This is a genomic window from Pseudogemmobacter bohemicus (genome assembly GCF_003290025.1).
Lineage (GTDB): Bacteria > Pseudomonadota > Alphaproteobacteria > Rhodobacterales > Rhodobacteraceae > Pseudogemmobacter > Pseudogemmobacter bohemicus.
Map to the genome: position 1 here is coordinate 1,359,328 of NZ_QNHG01000001.1, position 24,636 is coordinate 1,383,963.

27 protein-coding genes are annotated in these 24,636 nt (G+C 63.5%); 10 read left to right on the forward strand and 17 right to left on the reverse strand.

Annotation, left to right across the window (positions count from 1 at the left end; translation table 11 throughout):
- Positions 1-132: 132 nt before the first annotated feature.
- The 4 genes from DRF71_RS06440 to DRF71_RS06455 form a co-directional block, all read right to left on the reverse strand.
- On the reverse strand, positions 133-537 hold the full coding sequence (locus DRF71_RS06440; RefSeq protein WP_112309630.1) for an arsenate-mycothiol transferase ArsC: 405 nt from the start codon (positions 535-537) through the stop codon (positions 133-135).
- Between the two features lie 62 nt (positions 538-599).
- Positions 600-1,079, reverse strand: coding sequence for a UPF0262 family protein (locus DRF71_RS06445; protein ID WP_112309631.1), 480 nt, complete (start codon positions 1,077-1,079; stop codon positions 600-602).
- 167 nt (positions 1,080-1,246) lie between these two features.
- A complete protein-coding gene (locus DRF71_RS06450; RefSeq protein ID WP_112309632.1) occupies positions 1,247-1,396 on the reverse strand; it encodes an AraC family transcriptional regulator in 150 nt (49 codons plus the stop codon).
- A 236-nt stretch (positions 1,397-1,632) separates the two neighbouring features.
- On the reverse strand, positions 1,633-3,189 hold the full coding sequence (locus tag DRF71_RS06455; RefSeq protein WP_112310040.1) for a helicase HerA-like domain-containing protein: 1,557 nt from the start codon (positions 3,187-3,189) through the stop codon (positions 1,633-1,635).
- Between the two features lie 652 nt (positions 3,190-3,841).
- On the opposite strand from DRF71_RS06455, the gene DRF71_RS06460 reads away from it, so the two are divergent.
- A complete protein-coding gene (locus DRF71_RS06460; protein ID WP_112309633.1) occupies positions 3,842-4,552 on the forward strand; it encodes an invasion associated locus B family protein in 711 nt (236 codons plus the stop codon).
- 40 nt (positions 4,553-4,592) lie between these two features.
- Here the strand turns inward: DRF71_RS06460 and DRF71_RS06465 are convergent, their stop codons facing one another.
- The 4 genes from DRF71_RS06465 to DRF71_RS06480 are packed head-to-tail and all read right to left on the reverse strand — an operon-like array spanning position 4,593 to position 8,801.
- Positions 4,593-5,792, reverse strand: coding sequence for a beta-ketoacyl-[acyl-carrier-protein] synthase family protein (locus DRF71_RS06465; RefSeq protein ID WP_112309634.1), 1,200 nt, complete (start codon positions 5,790-5,792; stop codon positions 4,593-4,595).
- Positions 5,789-6,067 carry an acyl carrier protein gene (locus tag DRF71_RS06470; protein ID WP_112309635.1) on the reverse strand — a complete coding sequence of 93 codons (279 nt, stop codon included), beginning with the start codon at positions 6,065-6,067 and terminating at the stop codon, positions 5,789-5,791. Before DRF71_RS06470 ends, DRF71_RS06465 begins: the two co-directional genes overlap by 4 nt.
- Before the next feature lie 10 nt (positions 6,068-6,077).
- Positions 6,078-7,178: a UDP-3-O-(3-hydroxymyristoyl)glucosamine N-acyltransferase gene (locus DRF71_RS06475; RefSeq protein ID WP_112309636.1), complete on the reverse strand. Its 1,101-nt coding sequence runs from the start codon at positions 7,176-7,178 to the stop codon at positions 6,078-6,080.
- Positions 7,179-7,208: 30 nt separating this feature from the next.
- Positions 7,209-8,801 (reverse strand): L,D-transpeptidase family protein, encoded by a 1,593-nt coding sequence (locus tag DRF71_RS06480; RefSeq protein WP_112310041.1) that lies wholly within the window; start codon positions 8,799-8,801, stop codon positions 7,209-7,211.
- Positions 8,802-9,198: 397 nt separating this feature from the next.
- On the opposite strand from DRF71_RS06480, the gene DRF71_RS06485 reads away from it, so the two are divergent.
- The 6 genes from DRF71_RS06485 to DRF71_RS06510 all read left to right on the forward strand — a co-directional run bounded on the left by DRF71_RS06485 (position 9,199) and on the right by DRF71_RS06510 (position 13,253).
- Positions 9,199-9,768 carry a YcbK family protein gene (locus DRF71_RS06485; RefSeq protein WP_112309637.1) on the forward strand — a complete coding sequence of 190 codons (570 nt, stop codon included), beginning with the start codon at positions 9,199-9,201 and terminating at the stop codon, positions 9,766-9,768.
- Between the two features lie 252 nt (positions 9,769-10,020).
- Complete coding sequence (fumC, locus tag DRF71_RS06490) at positions 10,021-11,427, forward strand: class II fumarate hydratase (RefSeq protein WP_112309638.1); 1,407 nt, start codon at positions 10,021-10,023, stop codon at positions 11,425-11,427.
- A complete protein-coding gene (locus DRF71_RS06495; RefSeq protein WP_112309639.1) occupies positions 11,427-11,630 on the forward strand; it encodes a DUF4169 family protein in 204 nt (67 codons plus the stop codon). The genes fumC and DRF71_RS06495 overlap by 1 nt, the downstream gene beginning before the upstream one ends.
- A 46-nt stretch (positions 11,631-11,676) precedes the next feature.
- Positions 11,677-11,907 carry an N-(5'-phosphoribosyl)anthranilate isomerase gene (locus tag DRF71_RS06500; RefSeq protein WP_112309640.1) on the forward strand — a complete coding sequence of 77 codons (231 nt, stop codon included), beginning with the start codon at positions 11,677-11,679 and terminating at the stop codon, positions 11,905-11,907.
- 84 nt (positions 11,908-11,991) lie between these two features.
- A complete protein-coding gene (locus tag DRF71_RS06505; RefSeq protein WP_112309641.1) occupies positions 11,992-12,213 on the forward strand; it encodes a ribbon-helix-helix domain-containing protein in 222 nt (73 codons plus the stop codon).
- A gap of 2 nt (positions 12,214-12,215) precedes the next feature.
- Complete coding sequence (locus DRF71_RS06510; RefSeq protein ID WP_112309642.1) at positions 12,216-13,253, forward strand: zinc-dependent alcohol dehydrogenase family protein; 1,038 nt, start codon at positions 12,216-12,218, stop codon at positions 13,251-13,253.
- 51 nt (positions 13,254-13,304) lie between these two features.
- On the opposite strand, the gene DRF71_RS06515 is transcribed toward DRF71_RS06510, so the two are convergent.
- From DRF71_RS06515 to DRF71_RS06520, 3 genes are all read right to left on the reverse strand, one after another.
- Positions 13,305-13,961 (reverse strand): DUF1638 domain-containing protein, encoded by a 657-nt coding sequence (locus DRF71_RS06515; protein ID WP_198672079.1) that lies wholly within the window; start codon positions 13,959-13,961, stop codon positions 13,305-13,307.
- Between the two features lie 43 nt (positions 13,962-14,004).
- Positions 14,005-14,154, reverse strand: a complete 150-nt coding sequence (locus DRF71_RS27255; RefSeq protein WP_232831330.1) for a hypothetical protein — start codon at positions 14,152-14,154, stop codon at positions 14,005-14,007.
- Positions 14,155-14,269: 115 nt separating this feature from the next.
- Positions 14,270-14,968 (reverse strand): corrinoid protein, encoded by a 699-nt coding sequence (locus DRF71_RS06520; RefSeq protein WP_112309644.1) that lies wholly within the window; start codon positions 14,966-14,968, stop codon positions 14,270-14,272.
- A gap of 250 nt (positions 14,969-15,218) precedes the next feature.
- On the opposite strand from DRF71_RS06520, the gene DRF71_RS06525 reads away from it, so the two are divergent.
- The gene (locus DRF71_RS06525) at positions 15,219-16,283 is read left to right on the forward strand and encodes a PA0069 family radical SAM protein (protein ID WP_112309645.1); all 1,065 of its coding nucleotides are present in this window, start codon (positions 15,219-15,221) and stop codon (positions 16,281-16,283) included.
- A gap of 71 nt (positions 16,284-16,354) precedes the next feature.
- On the opposite strand, the gene DRF71_RS06530 is transcribed toward DRF71_RS06525, so the two are convergent.
- From DRF71_RS06530 to DRF71_RS06555, 6 genes are all read right to left on the reverse strand, one after another.
- On the reverse strand, positions 16,355-16,828 hold the full coding sequence (locus tag DRF71_RS06530) for an MmcB family DNA repair protein (protein WP_232831331.1): 474 nt from the start codon (positions 16,826-16,828) through the stop codon (positions 16,355-16,357).
- 387 nt (positions 16,829-17,215) lie between these two features.
- Positions 17,216-17,527, reverse strand: a complete 312-nt coding sequence (locus tag DRF71_RS06535) for a hypothetical protein (RefSeq protein WP_112309646.1) — start codon at positions 17,525-17,527, stop codon at positions 17,216-17,218.
- A 115-nt stretch (positions 17,528-17,642) separates the two neighbouring features.
- A complete protein-coding gene (locus DRF71_RS06540) occupies positions 17,643-18,365 on the reverse strand; it encodes a peptidase (protein ID WP_112309647.1) in 723 nt (240 codons plus the stop codon).
- 33 nt (positions 18,366-18,398) lie between these two features.
- Positions 18,399-19,241 carry a transglutaminase family protein gene (locus tag DRF71_RS06545; RefSeq protein ID WP_112309648.1) on the reverse strand — a complete coding sequence of 281 codons (843 nt, stop codon included), beginning with the start codon at positions 19,239-19,241 and terminating at the stop codon, positions 18,399-18,401.
- The gene (locus tag DRF71_RS06550) at positions 19,241-20,191 is read right to left on the reverse strand and encodes an alpha-E domain-containing protein (RefSeq protein WP_112309649.1); all 951 of its coding nucleotides are present in this window, start codon (positions 20,189-20,191) and stop codon (positions 19,241-19,243) included. Before DRF71_RS06550 ends, DRF71_RS06545 begins: the two co-directional genes overlap by 1 nt.
- A 6-nt stretch (positions 20,192-20,197) precedes the next feature.
- Positions 20,198-21,604 carry a circularly permuted type 2 ATP-grasp protein gene (locus DRF71_RS06555; RefSeq protein ID WP_112310043.1) on the reverse strand — a complete coding sequence of 469 codons (1,407 nt, stop codon included), beginning with the start codon at positions 21,602-21,604 and terminating at the stop codon, positions 20,198-20,200.
- 278 nt (positions 21,605-21,882) lie between these two features.
- Between DRF71_RS06555 and lepB the strand changes: the two genes are divergently transcribed.
- Together lepB and DRF71_RS06565 are read left to right on the forward strand one after the other, a co-directional pair.
- Complete coding sequence (lepB, locus tag DRF71_RS06560; RefSeq protein WP_112309650.1) at positions 21,883-22,539, forward strand: signal peptidase I; 657 nt, start codon at positions 21,883-21,885, stop codon at positions 22,537-22,539.
- Between the two features lie 197 nt (positions 22,540-22,736).
- Complete coding sequence (locus DRF71_RS06565; protein WP_112309651.1) at positions 22,737-24,572, forward strand: M3 family oligoendopeptidase; 1,836 nt, start codon at positions 22,737-22,739, stop codon at positions 24,570-24,572.
- Positions 24,573-24,636: the final 64 nt, after the last annotated feature.

Genomic DNA, 24,636 nt, shown 5'->3' on the forward strand with positions numbered 1-24,636 from the left:
CGTGCAGATTGTCCCTGCCTTCTGGGTGCAGGCACAATGTGGCACCCGTTCGACGCAATGCGGATCTTAGCGGGGCGAATAGCGGCAATGCGCCTTATTCCCGCCCCGTAAGCAGAGCCGCGGAACGGGGTATTACGCGCCCTCAGCCGGTGCGGGCGGGCCAAAGCGCTGGATCATGCGGTCACGGATCTGATCGCGGGCCTGGCGATAGGCGGAAAGCCTGGCCTCGCGGCTTTCGCCAAGCCCGGTCGGGTCGAGAATGGGCCAGTATTCGACCTCAAGATGATGCCAGCGCGTCAGTTCCAGCGCCTGGCGCTGGCTGGCCGGAGACAGGGCCACGATCAGATCGAACTGGCCCAGATCATCGCCCCATTCCTGCATCTCCTCAAACGAGCGGGCGCGGTGGCGGGACAGCTCGATCCCCATTTCCTGGCAGACGGCGACCGAAAACCCGTCCACCTCCATATCATTCTTAACGCCCGCAGACTGTACATAGGCGCGCTGGCCGTAGAATTTCTTCATCATCCCCTCGGCCATGGGGGAGCGCACAGCGTTATGGTCGCAGCAGAACAGAATGGACTGCGGGAAATCGACCACGCTTACCCCCAGTGCAACACGCAGATCAGGGTAAACAGCCGGCGCGCGGTGTCGCGGTCGACATCCGCCTTGCCGTCAAGCCGCTCTTGCAGGATCGCGGCGCCTTCATTGTGGATGCCGCGCCGCGCCATGTCGATCGCCTCGATCTGGCTGGGCGGCAGGCGTTTGACGGCCTCGAAATAGCTTTCGCAGATCTGGAAATAGTCCTTCACCACCTGCCGGAAGGGGCCGAGGCTCAGATGGAATTCGCCGACCGCGCTTTCATCCTCGCGCGCGATGCCGAACACCAGCCGCCCCTCGCGGATCGCAAGGGCCAGGCGATACGGCCCCGGCGGCACCTCGCGGCCCTCGCGGGCGGGCAGGCCAAAGCTGTTTTCCTCAAGCAGGTCGAAGATTGCAACCTTGCGCTCCTGTTCGATCTCCGGTGTCGGGCGCGCGAGACCCTTCTCGTCGATCTCGATATGGCAGATGCGGTTGGTCATGCGGGCGTTTCCGGCAAATGAATCACCCCTTGATGCCCGAGCAAGACGCCGCGCGCAAGCATAGCGCAGGCCCCGTTGCCCCCTGCCCCGGCCGAGGCCCGTGTCAGGCCCCGTACCTGTCCGGCCCTTTTCTTTTCAGGCCCCGTTGTTTTCAGGCTCCGTTCTTTTCAGACCCCATCCTGCGCCCACGCCGGGGTCAGACCGAAGGCGCGGCTGAAGGCGGTCGAGAAATTCGCCCTGCTGGCATAGCCGGCGATATAGACCGCCCGAACCACATTGGCGCCACCGCGATACAGGCTCCGATAGGCGGCGACCAACCTCTGGCACGACGGGATCAAGCCGCTCCGGGCGCCAGGCCGCACCGTCACCCTCGGGGCGACGCTGAAATTCTGACCCCGGGTCCTGCCACAAAAAAGGCAGCCAGCGGCAGCCTTTTTCCACCGCCAAAACGTCAGCCCAAACCCTGGCCACCGCTTTTCATCCTGGCCCGGGGTGTCCCGCCGGAGGTCCGCCCGGCGGCCCGCAGCCTTCCCGCAGCCCCCTCCGTCAGGCCTCAGCGTTTTCCGAAAATCGTCCCGAGCACGCCGCGCACGATGGCCTGGCCGCTCTTGCTGCCCAGCTGACGTGCGAAACTTTTGGCGAAAGCCTCCCCCACCGAATCTGACCGCGACGCGCTGCTTTTCTTCTTCGGCGCCGGCGCCGGTGCCTCATAGCGGCGCGAGGAATTCTCGCCGCCATAGCGCTTGCCGCGGCTGAAGCCGGTCTCTGATTCCACCGGTTCCTCCGCGCGCTGCGCCTCTGCCGCGGCTTTGTCGGCCCGCGCCCGCAGGATCTCGAAAGCGCTTTCGCGGTCGATTTCCTGATCATATTTGCCCGCCAGCGGCGAGGCCGCAAAGGCCGCCGCCCGCGCGGCCTCTTCGGCCGGGCCCAGCCGGCTGAAAGGCGGGCGGATCAGCGTGCGCTCGGCCATGCCCGGCACGCCTTTCGCCTCCAGCAGCGAGGTCACCGCCTCGCCGGTCCCGACCTCGCGGATCGCCTCTTCGATCGGGAAACGCGGATTGGCGCGGTAGGTGCGCGCCGCCCGGGCCAGATCGGTCTGGTCTTTCGCGGTGAAGGTACGCAGCGCATGCTGCACCCGGTTCCCCAGCTGCCCCAGCACCGTATCCGGCACATCAGCCGGGTTTTGCGTGATGAAATAGACCCCAACGCCCTTTGAGCGGATCAGCCGCGCCACCTGTTCGATCCGCGAAATCAAGGCCTTGGGCGCGTCATTGAACAGAAGATGCGCCTCGTCGAAGAAGAAGACCAGCCTTGGCTTATCGGGATCGCCCACCTCGGGCAGCGCCTCGAACAGCTCCGAGAGCAGCCACAGCAGGAAGGTCGCATAAAGCCGGGTGGAGTTGATCAGCTTATCCGCCACCAGGATCGAGATCCGCCCGGTGCCGTCCGGATCGACCCGCATCAGATCCGCCAGCTCCAGCGCCGGCTCGCCAAACAGCGTCTCGGCGCCTTCGTTTTCCAGCATCAGAAGCCGGCGCTGGATCGCCCCCACCGATTGCGAGGACACCAGCCCGTAAGTGGTGGACACCGTTTCGGAATTCTCGGCGATAAAGGTCAGGAGCGCGCGCAGATCCTTCAGATCCAGCAGCGCCAGTTTCTCGTCATCGGCCAGGCGGAAGGCCACGTTCATCACGCCCTCCTGCACCTCGGTCAGTTCCAGCAGCCGCGACAGCAGCAAAGGCCCCATCTCGGCGACGGTGGTGCGCACCGGATGGCCGCGCTCGCCGAAAAGATCCCAGAACAGCACCGGGAAGGCGCGGTAGGCCAGATCAAGCCCGATGGTCTTTGCCCGGGCAGCAAAGGCCGAATGGGTCTTCGCCGCCGGATCGCCCGCCTGGCAGATCCCCGAGAGATCGCCCTTGATATCGGCCAGAAAGACCGGCACGCCCGCCGCCGCGAACCCCTCGGCCAGCACCTGCAGCGTCACCGTCTTGCCGGTGCCGGTGGCGCCCGCGATCAGCCCGTGGCGATTGCCGTATTTCAGCAGCAGATCCTGGGCCGCGTGATAGCCCTCACCACCGCCGCCGACGAAAATCCGGTCCTGCGCCATGCCGGCGGCCCCTGTCTCATTCTGTGCTGTCACCGGTCGTTCTCCTGTCTGGGGGCCTGTTGCGGCCATGCCGCCCGCTTTCGTCAGCCAGCTTTCGCCGGCCAGCCTTTGCAGGCCGGTCTTTGTCGGCCCGATCACTGGCCATATTACTGGCCGGATCGCTAGTCGCGACCATAACCTGTTCCCCGATCGCTGCCAGCCTTGATCTTCACCGCGTCTCCGGTTCCGCCCTGGCGTAAAAAGCGGGAACCGCGCTGTTTTCCTGACCAAATGGTCGGAATTTTTTCTCTGTCTCCGCCCGCCCCATGTAACAGATTTCCTGTTGACGCAGTGCAGAAAGCTGCTTAGCGTCCCCCTCACGTGAAGTCGGCCAGTCCGACAGGGAGCAAAAAATGATAAGCGTCAGGGGGCAACTCCGGAACGCGTGCAAAGGGCCGGTCATTCCGGCCCTTTGATTTTTTCCGGGCCTGACCTGTATTTCGGATACAGGATTTTGTGCCCCGATTTGCCGCCCGAGGGGCGGATTTCCGGCGGGATCACGCCGCAGGTCGCGCAAATGAGACCTGACACTGTCATTTCACCGTGTTATTCAGCGCGCGGCAGCCAGGCAAATCTCTACCGGCTACAGTCACCGTTCAAAGGACATGACTATATGTTGAATCCGCGTATCCCGCTTCTCGCCCTCGCTCTTGCAATTGGCAGCCCGCTGGCGGCCTTCGCCCAGGAAACGACCGAGGCCCCCGCAGAAGCCCCCGCAGAAGCGCCGGCCGCAGCTCCGGCAGAGGCTGGCGAGACCGCCGCTCCGGCAGATAACGGCCTGTCGATGGGTTCCGAAGTTGGTGGCCAGAGCGCGATCTACACCGCCTCGACCCATGAGAAATGGGAACTGCGCTGCGAGCGCACCGGCCTCGATGCCGATCCCTGCCAGCTGTACCAGCTGCTGAAGGATGCCGATGGCGCGCCGGTGGCCGAACTTGCGATCTTCTCGCTGCCCGAGGGCGCCGGTGGCCCGGCCATTGCCGGTGCGAATTTCATCGCGCCGCTGGAAACGCTGTTGACCGAAGGCATGCAGCTGACCATCGACACCGCCAAGCCGCGCGCCTATCCGTTCACCGTCTGCACCCAGATCGGTTGCGTGGCGCGGATCGGCTTTACCGCCGAGGAAATCGCCGCGTTCAAAAAGGGCGCCAGCGCGAAATTCGCGATCTCGCCCTTCGTGGCACCGGATCAGAAAGTCAGCCTGGACGTCTCGCTGAAAGGCTTCACCTCGGGCTATGATGCGATGGTTGCGGCCAATGTGAAGGCCGATGCCGCCGTCGCCGCTGCGGCAGCCGCAGCGCCTGCCCCGGCAGCCGCCGAGTAAACCCTTTACGGGGCCGCAGACTGGGCTCTCACAGGGCTGCTCACTGGGCTGCACGGAGCGCCAGCACCGCGTTCAGCCCGCCAAAGGCGAAGGAATTCGACAGCGCCGCGCCCGGTTGGGCGCGGCGCGCCTCATTCGGGACATGGTCAAGGTCGCAATCCGGGTCAGTGCGGTCCAGCCCGAGCGTCGGCGCGATCACCCCCTGATCCAGCGCCATCAGGCAGGCGATCAGCTCCAGCGCGCCGGTGGCGCCTATGGCATGGCCATGCGCCGCCTTGGTCGAAGACACCATCAGCCCATTGGCCGCATGCCCGAAAACCCTGTGGATCGCGGCGACCTCATTGCGGTCATTGACCCGCGTGCCAGTGCCATGGGCGTTGATATAGCCGATCTCTTCCGGTGCCAGCCCGGCCTCGGCCAAAGCCGCCCGCATCGCTGCCGCCGCGCCACCGACCGAGGGCACCACGATATCCCCGGCATCCGCTGTCATGCCGAACCCGGCTATTTCCGCGATGATCCTCGCACCGCGCGCGCGGGCGCGGGTCTCCTCCTCCAGCACGAAAACGGCGGCGCCCTCGCCCATCACCATGCCGTTGCGGCTGGCCGAAAACGGGCGGCAGCCATCGGGAGACAGCACCCGCAGCCCCTCCCAGGCCTTGATGCCGCTGAAACACAGCATCGCCTCGGCGCCACCCGCCAGCATCGCGGGCGCATGGCCGTCCCGGATCAGCCGGAAGGCCTGGCCGATGGCGTGGTTCGAGCTGGAACAGGCCGAGGAGACCGCGAATGTCGGCCCTGTCAGCCCATGTCGCATCCCGATATGCGAGGCCGCCGCGTTCATCATCAGCCGCGGCACCGTCAGCGGTGGCACCCGGTTTTTTCCTTCGGCAAAGACCGTCCGGTAATTGTCCTCCCAGGTGTGGATGCCCCCGGCGGAAGACCCGATCAGCACGCCGGCCCCCTCACCCGCCCCCTCGCCGGCCATGGCCAGCGCCTCAGCCGCCGCCGCCAGCGCATAGCGGGTGAAGGGGTCATAAAGCGACTGCTCCTGCGGGGTCAGGGCCTGACCCCAGGTCCAGCCCCGGATCTGCGCGCCGATGCGGATGCTGAGCCGGTCGGCATCGCGAAACTCCAGCACCCCGATCCCCGAACGCCCCGCCGCCAGCGCCGCACAGGTTCCCGGCAGATCATGGGCCAGCGCATTCACGGTGCCGGCGCCGGTGATGACGACGCGCCTCACGGAGCTTTCGCCGCGATCAGAGCCTCGATGCCGCGAATGATGCCGCCGACGGTCGAGACATCCAGATCCCCGGGCCCGGCCTGATCGGGCTCATTGGGGTTGAAGGGGACCTGGATATCGAACCGCTCTTCAATGGCGAAGATCGCCTCGACAAGGCCCAGGCTGTCGAGCCCAAACTCCTCCAGCCTGTCGCTTTCCCGCATGCCTGCCGGATCGACCAGCGCCTGGGCGGCGAGGATCGCGATCACGCTCCGGCCGATCTCGCTGAGCGCCATCGCCCTGCCCTCAGTCGTCGGCGCCGGCGTCAGAGCCGGGGGTCAGCTTTTCCAGCGCCGCCACCCTGGCCGCAAGGCGCGGCAGGCGGCGGAGATATTTCTGGATCTCGACATGGGTTTCCATCTTCACCGCCGGATAACCCAGCAACACCCGCCCCGCCGGCGCATTGGTGAAGATCTTGGTGCCGCCGCCGCAGATCACATCATCGCCGACAAAGATATTGTCGTTCACACCGCATTGCCCGGCCAGCACCACCCGGTTGCCGATCTTCGACGAGCCGGCAATGCCGACCTGGCCGCAGATCAGACTATCCTCGCCGATCTGCACATTATGGCCGATATGAACAAGATTATCGAGCTTGGTGCCACGCCCGATGGATGTATCGCGGATGGTGCCGCGGTCGATGCAGCTATTGGCGCCGATCTCGACATCATCGCCGATGGTGACCGCGCCAAGGGAATGGATGCGGGTCCAGCTTTGCGCCCGGATCTCGTCGCGCTGGCCCAGCGTCTTGCGGATCTCTTCGACGCCGGATTTCTCGGGCGTCACGAAGGAAAACCCGTCCGAGCCGATCACCGCGCCGGGCTGGCAGATGAAGCGTTCGCCGATGGTGACCCGCGCACCGATCTTCGCGCCTTGCAGGATCAGCGCCTCTGCACCGATCGTCGCGCCTTCGGCGATGGAAACATGGCTGGCGATCCGCGCGCGCGCGCCCAAGGTCACGCCGCGCCCGATCACCACGAAGGGGCCTATGGCGGCGCCCTCACCGATTTCAGCGCTCTCGTGAACCACCGCGAGCGGATGGATGCCCGGCGCGATCTCTGGCCCCGGATCCATCAGATGCGTCAGCCCCGCCATGGCAAGTCGCCCGCGCGGCGCGAAAATCGCGGCCTCAAGCCCCATCGCGCGCCAGTCGGCGCCGGGCCAGACCACGGCGGCGCGCGCCCGCCCCTCGGCGATCCGGCCCGCGTAACGCGGATCCATCGCCAGCGCGAGATTCTCCGGCCCCGCCGCCTGCGGCTCGGACGCGCCCGAGACGGTGATCGTCAGATCGCCCTCGGCCACCGCACCAAGTGCGGTCGCAATCTCGCCAATGCTGTGCAGCGCCATCGCAAATCCCTCCGCAACCCGAAGAGACAGTTACTGCGAAACCATCCGCGCGACCACCCCTTCGGCACTCAGCGCCGACCAGAGCTTTGCATCGCGCCCGTAAACATCACGCCGGTAGCCCATCACGCCACGCCCCTCAGGATAGGCCGTGAAATAGACCAGATGGATCGGCACCTGTTTTTCCAGTTTGACCGGCGTTTCCAGCCCACCTTTCATCGTCTTGTTGAACTCGGTCTCGATTTCCGGCGCCTGGGTGCGGAACAGCGCATGGGCGAAATCAAAGGGATCGGCGAGGCGGATGCAGCCATGGCTATAGGCGCGCTTGTCATGGGCAAAGAGCGATTTCGCAGGCGTATCATGCAGATAGATATTGTGCTTGTTCGGGAACATGAACTTCACCTTGCCAAGCGCATTGTCGTCGCCCGGCGGCTGGCGCATCCCGAAGGGGAAGCTGCGCGAGGTGTAGCTTGCGAAATTCACCGATCCACGCGGCACCACGCGGCCATTCCTGTCGATGATCTGCATATAGCTGACCGCATTCGGATTCGACCGCAAAAGCGGCAGATATTCCCCCACAATGATCGAGCGCGGCACCCCCCAGGAGGGGTTCACCACCATATGATCCATCCTGTCCGAGAATTCCGGCGTGCGCCGGTCCATATCCTCGCGCCCGATCACCGAACGGGTACGGAAAGTGACCCGCCCGTCATCGACGATCTCGGTCGAGAAATCCGGCAGGTTCACCCAGATCATCCGCCCCGAGCGGTCAATATCCATCCAGCGCTCGCGCTCCATCGCGACGAGTACGGATTTCATCCGCTCTTCCGGCTCCTTGTTGATCTCGGCCAGGGTATCGCCCCCCGCCACGCCATCAGCCGGCAGACCATGGGCGCGCTGGAAATTCAGCACCGCATTCTGCACCGCGCGGTCATAAACGGCGGTCGGCGTCGGCGAGAGCCAGCCCATCGCGATCAGCCGGTCGCGCAGAATGACCACCCGCTCGCCGCTCGCGCCGGGCTCCAGTGCGCCACCGGGCACCTGCGGCCCCCAGCCCCCCGAGGCGATGATATCCTCAAGGTCGAAACGCGTCTTCATAAGCTGCACATAGATATCGGAATCGGGGACGAGCCCCCGCATCGCCGCCGCCGGGTCCTTGCCGGCAACCGCGCGCAACAGCGCCGCCGGCTCGGGCCGGGTGATTTCGCGCACGATTGTGGAATCGATCTTTGCCGGATCCAGCGCGCCCGAGCTGATATCCCGCGCCCAGTCGAGCCAGGCGCGCGTCATCTTCACCTCAAGCCGCCCCAGATCGCCCTCGGTCCGGGCCGAGACCAGCGCGCTGCGGATCCCCGCCAGATCATAGCGCGCAACGGGCAGCCCGTGATCGCCCGCCGTCTCAAGCGCCGCGATCAGCGCCTGGCGGCGGGCGAGGTCATCCGCGCCGGTCCAGAGCGTATCGAAACCGGTTTCGCGATACCAGGCCGCGATCTCTTCATCGCCCGAGGCCGCCACTGCGAGGGATTGCGAAAATGCCGTGGATTTTGCCGCCGCAGGCGGTGCCGCCCCCCAAAGCACCGCTGCCAGCGCAAGACCGGAAATGACCGGGGAAAGCAGGCCCCGCATCCGCGCTTTCCGGACAGGATTCGGGACGGAATTCGGCATCTTAAACCTCTTAAACGCGCAGAAAGCTTTGGCTTCCGACAGATTCAGCGATTTGGACCCGGTGTCCATTCACATTCCCATCCGGTGGCCGCCATAATGTGGCCACCATGCCGGCTCGGGGCCGTTTTCCGACCACAGTTGCAGCGATGCAACGCCAGGTTCCGGCCGAATGTTCAGCGATTTTTTGCTTATTGCCGATTGAATAGGGAACCAGAGGCAATCTTCGCTTGGGCTTCGAATCATGTTATGCCATACAGACGAGGCATCCGGCAGGACGCAAAGTGTTGCGCCTTTCGGAAATGAACGCGCAGGAGAAGCTGCCGATCAGGCAGTCGACAGACGAAAAACGGGACAGGCTATGACTGAAAACACATCAAACCTTATCTCGCGTCGCGGGCTGTTGGGCGTGTTCGCGGCAACGGCAATCGTCGCCGCACCGACCTACTCCAATGCTTTCGGTGTGCTGAGGGGTGCAGGCGATATCCGCCGCATCCGGATGTATTCCGGCCGCACCGGCGAAAGCATCGACACGATCTACTGGATCGAAGGCAAGTACATTCCGGAAGTGATGAAGGAAATCAATCACTTCATGCGCGACTGGCGCACCGGCGACACCAAGCAGATGGATCCGCGCAATGTGGATATCATGGCGGCTGCGCATCGTCTGATGGATGTCAGCGAATCCTATATGCTCCTCTCCGGGTTCCGCAGCCAAAAGACCAATACAATGCTGCGCTCTAAATCGGGCGGCGTCGCAAAGAACTCCCTGCATATCGTGGGCCAGGCTGCCGATCTGCGGCTGAAGTCGCGCTCGGTCAACCAGATGGCGCGTGCCGCTGTGGCCTGTGCCGCTGGTGGCGTTGGCCGCTACTCCCGTTCAAACTTTGTCCATATGGATAGCGGCGCTGTCCGCAGCTGGGGCGCCTGAGAAAGAGCCTGCAACCGGGCGTCAAGTCCGGTTTCCCGACCAGTCCGGTCGAACAGGGCACCCGCAAGGGTGCCTTTTTGATTCTGTCCCGCCGTTCTGGCCCGCCGTTCTGGCCCGCCGTTCAGGTCCACAGTTCTGAACCACAATTCGGGTCCGGATTTGCGGCAAGCCATCAGCATACAATGGCATACCGATTGATTTCCGTTGCCTTGCTGCGCTACAGCATGGCGCGAGAACTTGCAGGAGGCACGCATGACTGCGACCCGTAATGAGACCCGTACCGAGACCGACAGCTTTGGCCCGCTGGAAGTCCCCGCCGACAAATACTGGGGTGCGCAGACACAGCGCTCGATCATCAATTTCCCGATCGGCTGGGAGCGTCAGCCCGTCCCGATCATCCGCGCGCTTGGCGTGATCAAGAAGGCGGCGGCGACGGTCAACGCGGCCCAGGGCGATCTCTCCGCCGATCTGGTCGGCGCGATCACCGAGGCCGCGCAGGAAGTGATCGACGGCAGGTTCGACGACAATTTCCCGCTGGTGGTCTGGCAGACCGGGTCTGGCACCCAGTCGAATATGAACGCGAATGAGGTGATCTCGAATCGCGCCATCGAGATCCTCGGCGGCGCGAAGGGCTCGAAAAAGCCGGTTCACCCCAATGACCATGTGAATATGGGGCAGTCGTCGAACGACACGTTCCCGACCGCGATGCATGTCGCCATCGGCATGCATACGCGCGATGTGCTGCTGCCGGGGCTGGAAAAGCTCGCGAAAGCGCTCTGGGCGAAATCGGCCGAGTTCAGGGATATCATCAAGATCGGTCGCACCCATACCCAGGATGCGACGCCGCTGACCCTGGGCCAGGAGTTCTCGGGCTATGCGACGCAGGTTGATCGCGGCATCGAGCGGGTGAAGCTTGCGCTGCCGCATATCTATGAACTGGCGCAGGGCGGCACCGCTGTCGGCACCGGACTGAACACCCGCAAGGGCTATGACGTGGCGGTCGCTGCCGAGATCGCGAAGATCACCGCCCTGCCCTTCGTCACCGCGCCGAACAAGTTCGAGGCTCTGGCCGCGCATGATGCGATGGTCTTCTTCTCGGGCGCGCTGAAAACGGTGGCGGCGTCCCTTTACAAGATCGCAAGCGACCTGCGACTGCTGGGGTCCGGCCCGCGTTCGGGTCTCGGAGAGCTGATCCTGCCCGAGAATGAACCGGGATCGTCGATCATGCCGGGCAAGGTCAATCCGACCCAGGCCGAGGCGCTGACCATGGTTTGCGCCCATGTGATGGGCAATGATGCGGCGGTGACTTTCGCCGGCAGCCAGGGGCATTTCGAGCTCAACGTCTATAATCCGATGATGAGCTATAATGTGCTGCAATCCATCCAGCTGCTGGGGGATGCGGCATCTTCCTTCACCGATAATATGGTGGTCGGAACCCAGGCCAATACCGCGCGGATCGAAAAGCTGATGAAGGAATCGCTGATGCTGGTAACGGCGCTGGCGCCGACCATTGGCTATGACAACGCGACCAAAGTGGCCAAGACCGCGCATAAGAACGGCACGACGCTGCGTGAAGAGGCGATTGCGCTCGGTTTCGTCGATGGCGAGACCTTCGATCGCATCGTGCGGCCCGAAGACATGATCGGCCCGAAAGGCTGATGGCGGATCCCGTCAACCTGAACCGGTTCCGCAAGGACCGGGCCCGCGCAGAAAAGCGGGCCCAGGCTGACGCCAATGCCGTGAAATTCGGCCGCAGCAAGGCCGGGCGCGATTCTGACAAGGCACGGACGGAGAAATCCGCCCGTGCCCTCGAGCAGCACAGGCGGGAGGATAGCCCTTCCGGTGCAAAGGATCCTGATTAACCACAGCTTAACCCTGATCTGCGCAGCCTCGGTCAGGAGGCTCGCCATGTCGGACATTCAGGACCATTTCAGCCGCGAGAGCTGGATGCTGCACCTCTTTTCCTCACAGTCCGCACGCAGCGGCAGCGTCATCCGCCGCAAGATCCGCGACATAGACCGCTTTGCCGGTCGCGCCTGGTTTCTCGCCGAAATGCGCCGGCGCGGCTTTCCGGTGGTCGAGAATGCCGGCCAGTTCGTGATCTTTTGCAACCGCGAACCGATCCGCCGCATCGCCTGAAACGATTTCTTGCAAGAAATCGTGCCGGAGTTTTCAAAACTCCGGCTGGTGCCCCTGCCTTGGCCTTGCTAGCCTGGGCAGGCAATGCCAGGTCCGGAAAAACACTCTCTCACTTTACGCGGCCACCGCACCAGCGTGACGCTGGAGCCGGAATTCTGGCAGGCTTTCGCAGAAATCGCCCGCGCGAAACAACGCCCGGTCAATGCTCTGGCATCCGAAATCGACGCAATACGTCGACCCGGCGAGGGCCTTGCTTCGGCGATCCGCGTCTATTGTCTGAACCACTTCCGCAACACCGGGGCCTGACCATGCGCGCCGCGCTCATCCGCCAGTATCGCAGCCCGCTTGCCATAGAAACCGTGCCGGACCCGGTCTGCGCCCCGGACGGGGTTGTGCTGCGTCTCCTCGCCTGCGGCATCTGCCGCTCGGACTGGCATGGCTGGGTGGGAGAGCACCCAAAGGTGAAGCCGGGCGATATTCCAGGCCATGAATATTGCGGCGAAGTGGTCGAAGCCGGACCGCAGGCGCAGTGGAAACCGGGTGACCGGCTGATCGCTCCCTTCATCCTCTCTTGCGGCAGTTGCCCGGAATGCCGCTCCGGACAATCCACCACCTGCCAGAGCCAATATGTCCCGGGTTTCGGCAGTCCCGGCGCCTATGCCGAATATGTCTCGGCCCCGCATGCCCATAATCTCACCCGGCTGCCAGACAGCCTGTCGCCCCATCTCGCGGCCGGGCTTGGCTGCCGCGTCACCACCGCCTTCCACGCCCTGACCGGTCGCGCGGGCCTCCAGGCCGGAGAGTGGCTGGCCATTCATGGCACCGGCGGCATCGGCCTTTCCTGCCTGCTGATCGGTCTCGCCCTTGGTGCGCGTGTCATCGTCACCGATATCGTGCCGGAAAAGCTCGATCATGCCCGCGCGCTCGGCGCCGAGGCCGCCTTCGATGCCAGCCAGGCCGATGTCGCGGAAGAGATCCGCGCGCTCACCAGCGGCGGCGCCCATGTCAGCGTCGAGGCGCTCGGGATCGAGGCCACCACCAATGCCTCGCTTCGCTCGCTGCGCCCGCTGGGCCGCCATGTGCAGATCGGCCTGCCCACCGGGCGCCATGCGCAGATGCAGCTTGACGTCAACACGATCTATATGCGCCAGCTCGCGGTCTATGGCTCGCGCGGGATGCCATCCTGGCGCTATCCGTCGCTGCTTTCGCTGATCGGGACCGGGCGCCTCGATGTCACTCCCATCGTCGCCCGCCAGGTTGCGCTCAGTGACGCCTCGGCTGAACTCGCCGCCTTCGACGGCCCCACCGCGCCCGGCGTCGCCGTCATTACCGATTTCGCGCAGTGATTTCCTCTTGATGGAAATACTCCCGCCGGAGGCATCCGAAACCACCGCCCCTCACCCCAGTCGGGCAAGTGCACCGGCCAGATCGCCATAACCGGTAAAGCGGCGCTCATACGCCAGCCCCAGCCGCGCCGCGCAATCCTGCGCCTTCGCATCCAGCGCCGGGTCATCGGTCTGCGCCTGATAGACCAGTTTCTCATAATTGCCGAAGATCATGTCGCGCAGCTCCGGATGCCGGTCGAGGCCCATCGGCTTCCACACAAAGGCATCGAATTGCCGCACCAGGAAATCGGTCAGGTAAAAAGCAGTGAATTCCTCTTCGGACCGCGCCGCAAAAGCCTCATTGCCTTCGAAAAACGAATAGCAATGCGGGCCGGCCACCATCTCGACACCCAGCTCGGCGCAGCGCGCAGCCAACAACCCGCCTGTGCCGCAATCGGCATAAACCACGAAGATCTGGCTATACTCCTCGCGATGCGCCTTCACAGCCACCTCGACCGCCTCGGTAATCCGGTCGGGCCAGAGATGCAGATTCGCCGGCAGACATTGCAGGTCGAGATGATCCCAGCCATTCGCGCGTTTCAGATCAAGGATCTCGCGCGCAAGCGCCCCGCAGGCGATCAGCAGGATCCGTCCGGTGCCAGAGCCTGCCACGCCGCTGCCCATGCCTCGACTGGTCAGGACATCATCGTCCGGAACCGCCGGGGGCATTGCCGGCACTGATATCGCCGGGCCCGTCATCGTCAGGCCCGGTTCAGCGCCACTGCTTCATGCCGAGCGCAAGGCTGCCCAGCATGGCGAGAATCGCAATCACCGAAACCGGCACACCGAGGTTCAGCGCAACAAGCAGGGTCAGACCGGCGGCAAGGATCACCAGGGCAATCAGCCCGAGAAAGGACGTCAAAGGCATATCCACAACCCTCCACCCTTTAAACTTGGGGCCGCAGCGCCCCCCATGCAAGCCCGAAAGAAAAACAGGCCCCGGAACCCGCCGGGGCCTGCCTGAATATTATGAGAAATCAGGCATTCAGCTGGTTGTGGCGACGCGCGACCAGCTGTTTCGCGGTCTCGACCGCCACCGCCGCATCGCGGCAATAGGCGTCGGCCCCGATCGCCTTGCCGAATTCCTCATTCAGCGGCGCACCACCTACGAGGACGATATAATCCTCGCGCATGCCTTTTTCCTTCAGCGTGTCGATCACCACTTTCATATAGGGCATGGTGGTGGTCAGCAGCGCCGACATGCCAAGGATATCAGGTTGCTCGGCCGCCAGCGCGTCGAGATATTTCTCGACCGAATTGTTGATCCCCAGATCCAGAACCTCGAACCCGGCGCCTTCCATCATCATCGCGACAAGGTTCTTGCCGATATCGTGGATGTCGCCCTTGACCGTGCCGATAACCATCTTGCCCATGCGCGGCGCGCCGGTTTCCGCCAGCAACGGCTTGAGAATGGTCATCCCCGTTTTCATCGCATTGGCCGACAAGAGCACTTCCGGAACGAACAGGATCCCGTCGCGGAAATCGTCGCCGACGATCTTCATGCCGGCAACCAGCGCCTGGGTCAGCACATCATAGGGCGTCCAGCCGCGATCCAGCAGGATGCGCGTCCCCTCTTCGATCTCGTCCTTCAGACCGTCATAGAGGTCGTCATGCATTTGCAGGACCAGCTCGTCATCGGGAAGTTCCGAGAGGATGATTTCGTCGTCATCGGCCATGGGGCGCTCCAGCGGAGAGAGTTCTTTCTCCCTCAATGGGCCGAAAGCGACACCGCCACTCAGATGTTTGCGACATGCGCGAAGAGAAAGCCGACTTCGGTGCGAATCCCCCTTTCCTTCGCCGGTATTTGTTCTATTTTTGTTCTCATTACTTCCGAGGGATCCCACCGTGCCAGCCGCCCATCCGTCCAGCCCCACGACGCCCGGCCCCCCGACACCCAGCCCCCCGACGCCGCCTTTGCCCGGGCTGATGCCGGGTCAGCGCGCAAGGGCGCGCGGCGCCGGCCAGAACGAGACCGGGCGCTATGAGCCGCATCGCCGCGAGGCCGTGGATGACGGCTGGGACCTTCCCGAAGAGGATGCGCTTTTGCGCACCGAAATCAGTCTGGAACCCGCAAAATCCGCCCTCAGCCGCAACAACTCTCCCGATCTGCCGTTTGACCGCTCGGTGAACCCGTGGCGGGGCTGCGAGCATGGCTGTATCTATTGTTTCGCGCGGCCGACCCATGCCTATCTGAACCTCTCTCCGGGGCTGGATTTCGAGACGAAGCTCTTTGCGAAACCCGGAATCGGCCAGCAGCTGGACCGTGAGCTGCGGGCGAAATCCTATAAGGTGGCGCCAATTGCACTCGGGACGAACAGCGATCCCTGGCAACCGGCAGAGGTGCGATACCGGGTCACCCGCGAGGTGGTGGAGGTGCTGGCAGCCTTTCAGCACCCGCTGGCAATCACCACACGCGGCACCCTGATCGAGCGTGACATCGACCTGCTGGCACCGATGGCGGCCTTGGGGATCGCCCGGGTGGGCATCTCGATTACCACTCTGGATCAGGGCCTTGCGCGACGGATGGAGCCCAGGGCGCCGGCGCCGGCGCGACGGTTGCAGATCATCCGGCGGCTGAGCGAGGCGGGCATCCCCGTGCGGCTGATGCTGGCACCGGTGATCCCGGGCCTGACCGATCACGAGATTGAACCGCTGCTTGAGGCGGCGCAGGAGGCCGGGGCCACCAGTGCCAGCTGGATTTCACTGCGGCTTCCGCAAGAGGTGGCGGGGCTGTTTCGCGACTGGCTGGAGCGGGCAGAGCCAGGGCGGGCGACAAAGGTTATGAACCGGGTGCGTGAGATGCAGGGCGGCAAGGACTATGACGCGACTTTCGGCAAAAGGATGCGCGGCGAAGGCCTGTGGTCGCGGCTGATCGCCGACCGCTTCCGACGCGCATCGGCAAAGCTGGGGCTGGACCAGCCGCAACCGGCGCTCCGCTGCGACCTGTTCCGGGTGCCGTTTGCCAGAGGTGACCAGCTGGGCCTGTTCTGACCCCCGCCCGCCAGGGGCCCGGATTTTTCAAAAATCCGGACAAATTTCTTGCAAGAAATTTGCGTGGCGCCTCAGGGCGACGGATCGCGCAGGGCCAGCAGGCGCAAGGCTGCATGGCGGGCGAAATCGCGACAGACGACCTTACGCCTTGCTGCCGCAAGCGGTGTCTCGGAGGCCATCTGCATGATCTCGCCCCCGAAAGCATCGGCGAGGATCAACCCGCAGCCTTCAGGCAGGATTTCTTGCGGGAAATCCGGCCCCACCGCCCAGAAGAACCGATCACAATAGCCGATATAGCCCTGCCATTTGCGGTCGGCGCGAAAATCCGCGCGGCAGGATTTGCATTCGACGATCCAGACCTCGCCCTTCGGCCCGATCGCCATCACATCGGCGCGCAGCTTACCAGCCAGCGGCATTTCCAGCACCGGCGCGAAACCATGGCTGCACATCAGCCGCGCCACTCCCCGCGCGATGCGCTGGCCCGCCTGGGGCGGTACGGTTTCACAAGGGTCCGAGAAAGGCAAAGCGTGCATCGGGATATCCATCCGCCAACCATGAACAAATCATAAACATTTGTCCAGATACCCCGAAATGCCCCCATGATGGCCGCGCCTGCACGCTGCGCTCTTGTGCGGATCAGGGGCCGGCCCTAGATATGAGGGCGGCGGGTGCTGCTCTTCGCGTGAGGGGTCCATAACCCAGTGGCCGATAAGCATATGAATGGGGGCTGGCTCTGCCCGGATCCTGGTCCGGATACCTGGTTCCCACCTGAGACCTCTGGCTCTCGGGATATCGAGACCACCCACGGCCGCTGCGGGCCCGCCACCTTATCACACGCCGCCCTATTCCCCGAATGTCGCACAGGAAAAAACCCGCCGGGCAAAGCGCGGCGGGTCTGATCTAGAGTGTCGGGGTAAGATTGTCCGCAAGGATCAGCGGCGCGGCTGCCGCTTTTCTCTGCTCACCCGCACCGGAACCGGCATCATCTGCTGGCGCAGCCCGCCGCGCGGCGGCGTGTCGTTTTCGGCCATCATCATAATGCGGATCCCGAATTGCACGCCCGAAAACAGGATGCCGAAGAACACCACCAGCATGGCCACCGCCACCCAGCCCATCGCCCCTGCCCCGCTGACCAGCGTACCGACGGCAGCCACATCGCTCCAGAGCAGCGCTGCCACGAAACCGGCGGACAATCCGAATCCGATCGCGACGGACTGGATGTAGAGGCGGACGAGCCTGGGCATGAGTCGCTTCTCCTGCTGTTTCCTGAAAACTAGGCATCTGAAACGGGCATGTGAAGCCCCGGAAACAATGTTTGCGCAAAAGCGCGGCGATTTTCCGCTACGTCAGCCCGCCTGTTCAGATTTCGATCCGGGTAAAGCCGTCGCGCAGCGCATTGGACCAGGCGTCACTCATGGCGCGGAAGCCCTCATCCCCCGCCTCGATCCGCCGCCGGGACGAGACCTTCAGCGCGTCGCGCTCTATCACCGCCAGATCCAGCGGCATCCCCACCGAGAGATTCGAACGCAGGGTCGAATCCATCGACAACAGCACCGCCTTCTGCGCGTCCTGCAGCCCGGTCTCGGGCCGCACCACCCGGTCAAGGATCGGCTTGCCGTATTTATGCTCTCCGATCTGGAGGAAGGGCGTGTCATCGGTCGCCTCGATGAAGTTCCCCTCGGGATAGATCAGGAACATGCGCATGCCGCCGCCCTTCCGCTGCCCCGCGACGATCATCGAGGCCGAGGCGCCCTGGCTCATCGACAGTTTCTCGTCGATCTCGCGGCGCACGCTCGCAAGGGTATTCCCGACCATCTGCGCCACTTTCAGCATGGTCGGCGCCAGCATGATCGAGGTTTCCGGCGTGGCGTCGGGTTCATCCATCGCCTCATGCAGCCGCGCGATGGTGGTTTGCGTAATGGAAAGCGAGCCGGCAGTCATAATCACGATCACCCGCTCGTCCGGGGCTTCAAAGGTGAACATCTTGCGATAGGTGGAAATATTGTCGAGCCCCGCATTGGTGCGGGTATCGGACAGGCATACCATACCCTGATTGAGCAGAAGGCCGACGCAGTAGGTCATTTCTCACCGGAAAACTTATTCACCGACAGGATATTACTGAGCGGAAGAGAGGACCGCAACAGCGACATCCATGGCTTCCTCACCCGCCTGACCGCCGCGGGCCACGCCCCGGATGGGCGCGGCGTCACGCGCGTCAAGGCCCGAGGCGAGGCGGATATAGCGCTCATCGGGGCAACAGGCATTGGCCGGGTCAAAGCCGATCCAGCCCAGGCCCGGCACATGGATCTCGGCCCAGGCATGCGCGGCCTCATGCGCGGCGCCTGACGCATCGGCAAAAAGATAGCCCGAGACATAGCGCGCCGGCAGGTCGCGCAGCCGCGCCAGCGCGATCAGCGCATGCGCATGGTCCTGACAGACCCCCTCGCCCAGAGCCAGCGCCTCGGATGCCGAAGTATGGGCCTGGGTCACCCCCGGCCTGTAAGCAATCGCCGCCGCCACCGCCGCCGAAAGCCCATGCGCCAGCGCAAGCGGACCATCGGCATCGGAAACAGCCTCGGCCAGCGCCGCAAGCGCCGCCGATCCGGCGGTCATCGCGGTTTCCAGCTTATAGGCGCAGGGATTGATCGCTTCGCGATAGCCTTTCAGCATGCCGGCAGTGTCGGTGGTTTCAACCGTGCCGCGCACGGTCACCGCCACTTCGCTCAGCGGCCCGGCAAGGCTCCAGCCCTGGATGCGGTCGCCGGCGCCATCCGTAAAATCGGCGCCTCTGACCGCGAGCGCGCCACCGCCCTGCCCCTCGCCGCCCTCGACGGTGATCTCCCAGGAGATCACCTTCTGGCCCTGAAACAGCGAGGGCGTCAGCCGGTGGCTTTGCACCAGCCCCCGGACCGGGCGTTCATAGCTGTAGCGGGTGACATGATCGACGCTCAGGCGCATCAGCTGATTTCTCCGCCCAGATAGACCTCATGGATGACGGTCCCCAGGCCCGCCACAGACCCAATGAAGCGCGAGAGATATTCGTGCAAGCCCTCATCAAAAATGCGCTCGACCGTCTCGGATTCCAGCTCGGTCAGCATGGCGCGCACGCTGTCCTGGGCCGCGCCCGCTTTGCCATAGGTCTTGGCAAGGCGCGACAGATGGTTCTCGGCCCCGGCGATACAGGTGATCAGCGCGCGGGGGGATTGCCGGTTCAGGATCAGGAAATCGGCGATCTTGCCGGCGGTGATCTCGCCGCCATAAGCCCAGTGGAATGCGCGCTGTGCCCCCATCGCACGCAAAAGCGTCGACCATTGATAATTATCGAGCCCGGATCCCACGAAATCCAACCGGGGCAGCAGGACGTAATATTTCACATCCAGAAGGCGCGCCGTATTGTCGGCCCGTTCCAGATAATAGCCCAGATTCAAAAAGTTATAGCCGTCATCGCGCAAGAGGTTTGCATCAATCGCGCCGCGCACCAGCGCCGATTGCCGCGTCACCCAATCGGTCAGGGTCGACTGATCCAGCGAAGACCGCTCCTGCCGTTCCAGCTGCCGCAACTCCTGAAAGGCCATATTCAGCGCATCCCAGACCTGGGCGGTCATTGCGGTGCGCACGATGCGGGCATTTTCCCGCGCCGCCGTCAGGCAGCTTGCGACCGAGGACGGATTGTCGCGGTCGAAAAACAGCCAGCTCTCCAGATTGCGCTGCACCGGGTCGCCATATTTGGCGGTAAAACCCTCGGCCATGCCCGAGGCTTGCAGCAGGCTGTCCCATTCGCTGCGATAGCCATGTTCCGAGGGGATCAGCGAGATCCGGCTGCCCACATCCAGCAGCCGCGCGACGGTATCGGCGCGCTCCATATAGCGGGCGATCCAGTAAAGGTTGTTGGCGGTTCTTGAAAGCATGTCCGGTTACTCCGCCAAAACCCAGGTGTCCTTGACGCCGCCACCCTGGGACGAGTTGACGACAAGACTGCCTTCGCGCAAAGCCACCCGGGTAAGGCCGCCCTTGACCAGCTCGATCCGCTCTCCCACCAGGCAATAGGGCCTGAGGTCGACATGGCGCGGCGCGACGCCCTCGTCGACAAAGGTGGGCACGGTGGATAGGGCCAGGGTCGGCTGGGCGATGTAATTCGACGGATCGGCGACCAGCTGGGCGCGGAAGGCCTCGATCTCGGCCTTTGTCGCCTTGGGGCCGACCAGCATCCCGTAACCGCCCGAGCCATGCACCTCTTTCACGACCAGCTCACCCAGGTTGTCGAGCACATATTTCAGATCGTCGCGCTCGGCGCATTTCCAGGTGGGGACGTTTTTCAGAATCGGCTCTTCACCGAGGTAAAAGCGGATCATATCCGGCACATAGGTATAGATCGCCTTGTCATCGGCAACACCGGCGCCGGGCGCCGAACAGATCGACACGCCGCCCGAGCGGTAGACATCCATCAGCCCCGGCACGCCCAGCATCGAATCCGGGCGGAAGCACAGCGGATCGAGGAAGGCGTCATCAATCCGGCGGTAGATCACATCGACGCGTTTGGGCCCTTCGGTGGTGCGGGCATAAACGAATTCACCATCGACAAAGAGATCCTGGCCCTCGACCAGTTCGACCCCCATCAGATCGGCAAGGAAGGAATGTTCATAATAGGCCGAATTGAAATGGCCCGGCGTCAGGATCACCACCTTGGGGTCGCCCTTACACTTTGCCGGCGCAACAGAGGCCAGGGTCCGGCGCAGGATTTCCGCATAGGAATCAATCGGTTCTATTCGGTTCTCGCGGAAGAGCCCCGGGAACATCCGCATCATAATCTCGCGGTTTTCCAGCATGTAAGAGACGCCGGAAGGCGTGCGGCAATTGTCCTCCAGGACGAAGAACTCTTCCGGGCCGGTGCGGACAAGGTCGATGCCGACGATATGGGAATAGACGCCTTTCGGGGGCACGAAGCCAACAGCCGCCTTTTCATAGGCCTCGTTCTGATAGACGAGGTTCGCAGGCACCCGGCCCGCCCGGATGATCTCACCCCGGCCGTAAACATCCACGAGGAACATGTTCAGCGCTTTCGCGCGCTGTTTGACGCCCCGGTCCAGCCGCGCCCATTCGGCGCCCGAGAACACGCGCGGGAACATGTCAAACGGGATCAGCCGGTCCGGGTCGCCGCCCTCACCGTAAACCGCGAACGTGATGCCGATGCGGCGGAACAGCGCCTCGGCCTCGGCCTGTTTCAGGCTGCGCAGTTCCTTTGGCATTGTGGCCAGCCATTCTTCGAGCCTCGCATAGGGGGCGCGGGTGCCCCCACCAGACCTGTCACCGGATCCGTTCATCTCGTCGAAGAATACGCCCATTTCTGGCTCCACTCGCTTAATGGTCTGTGCAGTCAAGCGCGCGGATCGGGCATCGTAAAGACCTCTTCTCGCGAATTTCTGACTGCGACAGATGCAACCGCCCAAAAAACAGGCATCACTATGCATAACGCCCGGGCAGTGCGGTGGTTCCACCGGCAAGGAGCCGGACAGACCCCTGACAGGCCCCTGACAGGCCCCTTCGCCCCTGCCGCAGGAAGCGGATTGAGCGCGCCCGCAATCTCTGCAAACATCCTGGCATGTTGCGCGCCCTCTCACCGCTTGCCGTCGCCCTGACGCTGACCGCCTCCCCGGCCAATGCGCTTTGCATCTGTGTGAAATGCATCACCGGCAGTTTCAGGCATTTCACAATGCCCTCGGCCTCGATGGAGCCGACGCTTCCCGTCGGAAGCTGCTTCATAATGCAGATGTCACGCTACAGCGCCGGGCCGCCGGCCAGGGGGGCGGTGATCTCTTATCTCAGCCCGGCGACCGGAGAGGTTTATATTGCCCGGCTGATCGGATTGCCCGGTGATCAGGTGCAGATGAAGGCCGGTCGCGTCTGGCTGAACGGCACCGACGTGCCGCAGGTGCCGGCACCGGATTATATCCTTCCCCGCGACAGTGCCACCGCGCAAAGCCAGCCCTGTGGCACGGTCGAGGGCGATAACTGCATCACCACCCGGCTGACCGAGACACTGCCCGATGGGCAGGAATACCAGGTGCTCAACCTGCGCGACAGCGACGGGCTGCCGGATAATTCTGACGTCTATGACGTGCCCGAAGGCTCTGTTTTCGTCCTTGGCGACAATCGCGACAATTCCTGGGACAGCCGGTTCGAGCGCCTTGATGGCCTCTCAGGCATGGTGCCGCTCGCGAATATCACCGGCACCTTCGACAGCTTTCTGCGCCCCTGATTTATGTGCCCCGGATTTCTGTGCCCCTGATTTCTGCATCCCGGATTTCTGCGCCCCTGAATTTTTCTGCACCGCTGAATTCCTGCCTTCTGCGGTCATAGCATCCGGGCTTGTGATCCGCCCACCCTTGCGGCCCGCCCCCCCTCGCGCCTAGATGGGGTAAGGCCCTTCCGGGCAGAGCAGCACAGGTATTTCCGATGATCCGCACCCTTCCCCGCCCTGTTTTCGATACCAGCACCGGGGCAAATGCCTCTGGCAAGGCTTTCGGCAATCTGCCGGAATGGGATCTGACGGATCTCTACCCGGCCCCCGATGCGCCCGAATTCGCCCGCGATATGGACTGGCTGGCCAAAGCCTGCGCCGATTTTGCGGCGCGATATGAGGGCAAGCTGGCGGGACTCGATGCTGCGTCGCTGTTGAAATGCGTTCAGGATTACGAGGCGATTGATGTCACCGCCGGGCGGCTGATGTCCTATGCCGGGCTGCGCTATTACCAGAACACCATGGATTCTGAGCGCGCGAAATTCATGTCGGACGCCCAGGATGCGGTGACCGGGGCAACAACGGCGCTGGTCTTCTTCAGCCTTGAATTCAACCGGCTGGAAGATGCGCATCTCGACGGCCTGCTGGCCACCGATACCGGTCTCGCCCGCTACAAGCCGGTATTCGAGCGGATGCGCGCGATGCGGCCGCACCAGCTTTCCGATGAGATGGAGAAGTTCCTCCATGACCAGTCGGTGGTCGGTGCCTCGGCCTGGAACAAGCTGTTTGACGAAACCACCGCCGGGCTGATGTTCACGGTTGCAGGCGAAGAGGAAGAGCTGAACCTTGAGGCGACGCTGAACCTGCTCACGGATACCGACCGCGCCAAACGCGAGGCGGCGGCGCAGGCACTGGCCGTGGTGTTTGACAAAAACGTCAAACTCTTTGCCCGCATCACCAATACGCTGGCCAAAGAAAAAGAAATCGAGGATCGCTGGCGCAAGATGCCGACGCCGCAGACCGGCCGGCACCTCTCGAACCATGTCGAACCCGAAGTGGTCGAGGCGCTGAGGAACGCCGTCGTCGCCGCCTATCCGAAACTCTCGCACCGCTATTATGCGCTGAAGGCGAAATGGATGGGGCTTGAGCGCCTTCAGGTCTGGGACCGCAACGCGCCGCTGCCGGTCGAGGCCCCGAAAACCATCGACTGGGCAACGGCCGAGCGTCAGGTGACCGAGGCCTATGCCGCCTTTGACCCGCGTATGGCCGATCTCGCGAAGCCCTTCTTCACCAAAGGCTGGATTGATGCGGGCGTGAAGCCCGGCAAGGCGCCCGGCGCTTTTGCGCATCCGACCGTCACCACAGTCCACCCCTATGTGATGCTGAACTATCTGGGCAAACCGCGCGATGTGATGACGCTGGCGCATGAGCTGGGGCACGGCGTCCACCAGGTTCTCGCGGCGGGCCAGGGGGAGCTATTGTCCTCGACGCCGCTGACGCTGGCGGAAACCGCAAGCGTGTTTGGCGAGATGCTGACCTTCCGCAAGCTGCTGGATGAGGCAAAGACCCCCGCCGAGCGCAAAGTGCTGCTGGCCGGCAAGGTCGAGGATATGATCAACACGGTCGTGCGCCAGATCGCGTTTTACGATTTCGAATGCAAGCTGCACGCCGCGCGTCAGGAAGGAGAACTGACCCCCGATGATATCAATGCGCTCTGGATGTCGGTCCAGGCCGAGAGCCTCGGGCCGGTGTTTGACTTTATGGATGGCTACCAGACCTTCTGGGCCTATATCCCGCATTTCATCCACTCGCCCTTCTATGTCTACGCCTATGCTTTCGGCGACGGGCTGGTGAACGCGCTTTATGCGGTCTATGCCGATGGGCTGCCGGGCTTCCAGGACAAGTATTTCGACATGCTGAAAGCCGGCGGCTCGAAGCATCACAAAGAGCTGTTGGCCCCCTTCGGGCTGGACGCCTCGGATCCGAAATTCTGGGACAAGGGCCTGTCGATGATCGCAGGCTTTATCGACGAACTGGAAGCGATGGAGTGAGAAAAAAGCCCCCGGACGACACCGTCCGGGGGCTTTTTCACATCCCGTGCAGCGGCTGCTTTGA

Excerpts from the sequence above, each read along its gene's own strand:
- DRF71_RS06440 (WP_112309630.1), bottom strand. The coding sequence starts at position 537 with ATGGCCGAGGGGATGATGAAGAAATTCTACGGCCAGCGCGCCTATGTA.
- DRF71_RS06445 (WP_112309631.1), bottom strand. The coding sequence starts at position 1,079 with ATGACCAACCGCATCTGCCATATCGAGATCGACGAGAAGGGTCTCGCG.
- DRF71_RS06455 (WP_112310040.1), bottom strand. The coding sequence starts at position 3,189 with ATGGCGCAGGACCGGATTTTCGTCGGCGGCGGTGGTGAGGGCTATCAC.
- DRF71_RS06460 (WP_112309633.1), top strand. The coding sequence starts at position 3,842 with ATGTTGAATCCGCGTATCCCGCTTCTCGCCCTCGCTCTTGCAATTGGC.
- DRF71_RS06470 (WP_112309635.1), bottom strand. The coding sequence starts at position 6,067 with ATGGCGCTCAGCGAGATCGGCCGGAGCGTGATCGCGATCCTCGCCGCC.
- DRF71_RS06475 (WP_112309636.1), bottom strand. The coding sequence starts at position 7,178 with ATGGCGCTGCACAGCATTGGCGAGATTGCGACCGCACTTGGTGCGGTG.
- DRF71_RS06480 (WP_112310041.1), bottom strand. The coding sequence starts at position 8,801 with ATGCGGGGCCTGCTTTCCCCGGTCATTTCCGGTCTTGCGCTGGCAGCG.
- DRF71_RS06485 (WP_112309637.1), top strand. The coding sequence starts at position 9,199 with ATGACTGAAAACACATCAAACCTTATCTCGCGTCGCGGGCTGTTGGGC.
- fumC (WP_112309638.1), top strand. The coding sequence starts at position 10,021 with ATGACTGCGACCCGTAATGAGACCCGTACCGAGACCGACAGCTTTGGC.
- DRF71_RS06495 (WP_112309639.1), top strand. The coding sequence starts at position 11,427 with ATGGCGGATCCCGTCAACCTGAACCGGTTCCGCAAGGACCGGGCCCGC.
- DRF71_RS06500 (WP_112309640.1), top strand. The coding sequence starts at position 11,677 with ATGTCGGACATTCAGGACCATTTCAGCCGCGAGAGCTGGATGCTGCAC.
- DRF71_RS06505 (WP_112309641.1), top strand. The coding sequence starts at position 11,992 with ATGCCAGGTCCGGAAAAACACTCTCTCACTTTACGCGGCCACCGCACC.
- DRF71_RS06510 (WP_112309642.1), top strand. The coding sequence starts at position 12,216 with ATGCGCGCCGCGCTCATCCGCCAGTATCGCAGCCCGCTTGCCATAGAA.
- DRF71_RS06515 (WP_198672079.1), bottom strand. The coding sequence starts at position 13,961 with ATGCCCCCGGCGGTTCCGGACGATGATGTCCTGACCAGTCGAGGCATG.
- DRF71_RS06520 (WP_112309644.1), bottom strand. The coding sequence starts at position 14,968 with ATGGCCGATGACGACGAAATCATCCTCTCGGAACTTCCCGATGACGAG.
- DRF71_RS06525 (WP_112309645.1), top strand. The coding sequence starts at position 15,219 with ATGCCGGGTCAGCGCGCAAGGGCGCGCGGCGCCGGCCAGAACGAGACC.
- DRF71_RS06530 (WP_232831331.1), bottom strand. The coding sequence starts at position 16,828 with ATGGATATCCCGATGCACGCTTTGCCTTTCTCGGACCCTTGTGAAACC.
- DRF71_RS06535 (WP_112309646.1), bottom strand. The coding sequence starts at position 17,527 with ATGCCCAGGCTCGTCCGCCTCTACATCCAGTCCGTCGCGATCGGATTC.
- DRF71_RS06540 (WP_112309647.1), bottom strand. The coding sequence starts at position 18,365 with ATGACCTACTGCGTCGGCCTTCTGCTCAATCAGGGTATGGTATGCCTG.
- DRF71_RS06545 (WP_112309648.1), bottom strand. The coding sequence starts at position 19,241 with ATGCGCCTGAGCGTCGATCATGTCACCCGCTACAGCTATGAACGCCCG.
- DRF71_RS06550 (WP_112309649.1), bottom strand. The coding sequence starts at position 20,191 with ATGCTTTCAAGAACCGCCAACAACCTTTACTGGATCGCCCGCTATATG.
- DRF71_RS06555 (WP_112310043.1), bottom strand. The coding sequence starts at position 21,604 with ATGAACGGATCCGGTGACAGGTCTGGTGGGGGCACCCGCGCCCCCTAT.
- lepB (WP_112309650.1), top strand. The coding sequence starts at position 21,883 with ATGTTGCGCGCCCTCTCACCGCTTGCCGTCGCCCTGACGCTGACCGCC.
- DRF71_RS06565 (WP_112309651.1), top strand. The coding sequence starts at position 22,737 with ATGATCCGCACCCTTCCCCGCCCTGTTTTCGATACCAGCACCGGGGCA.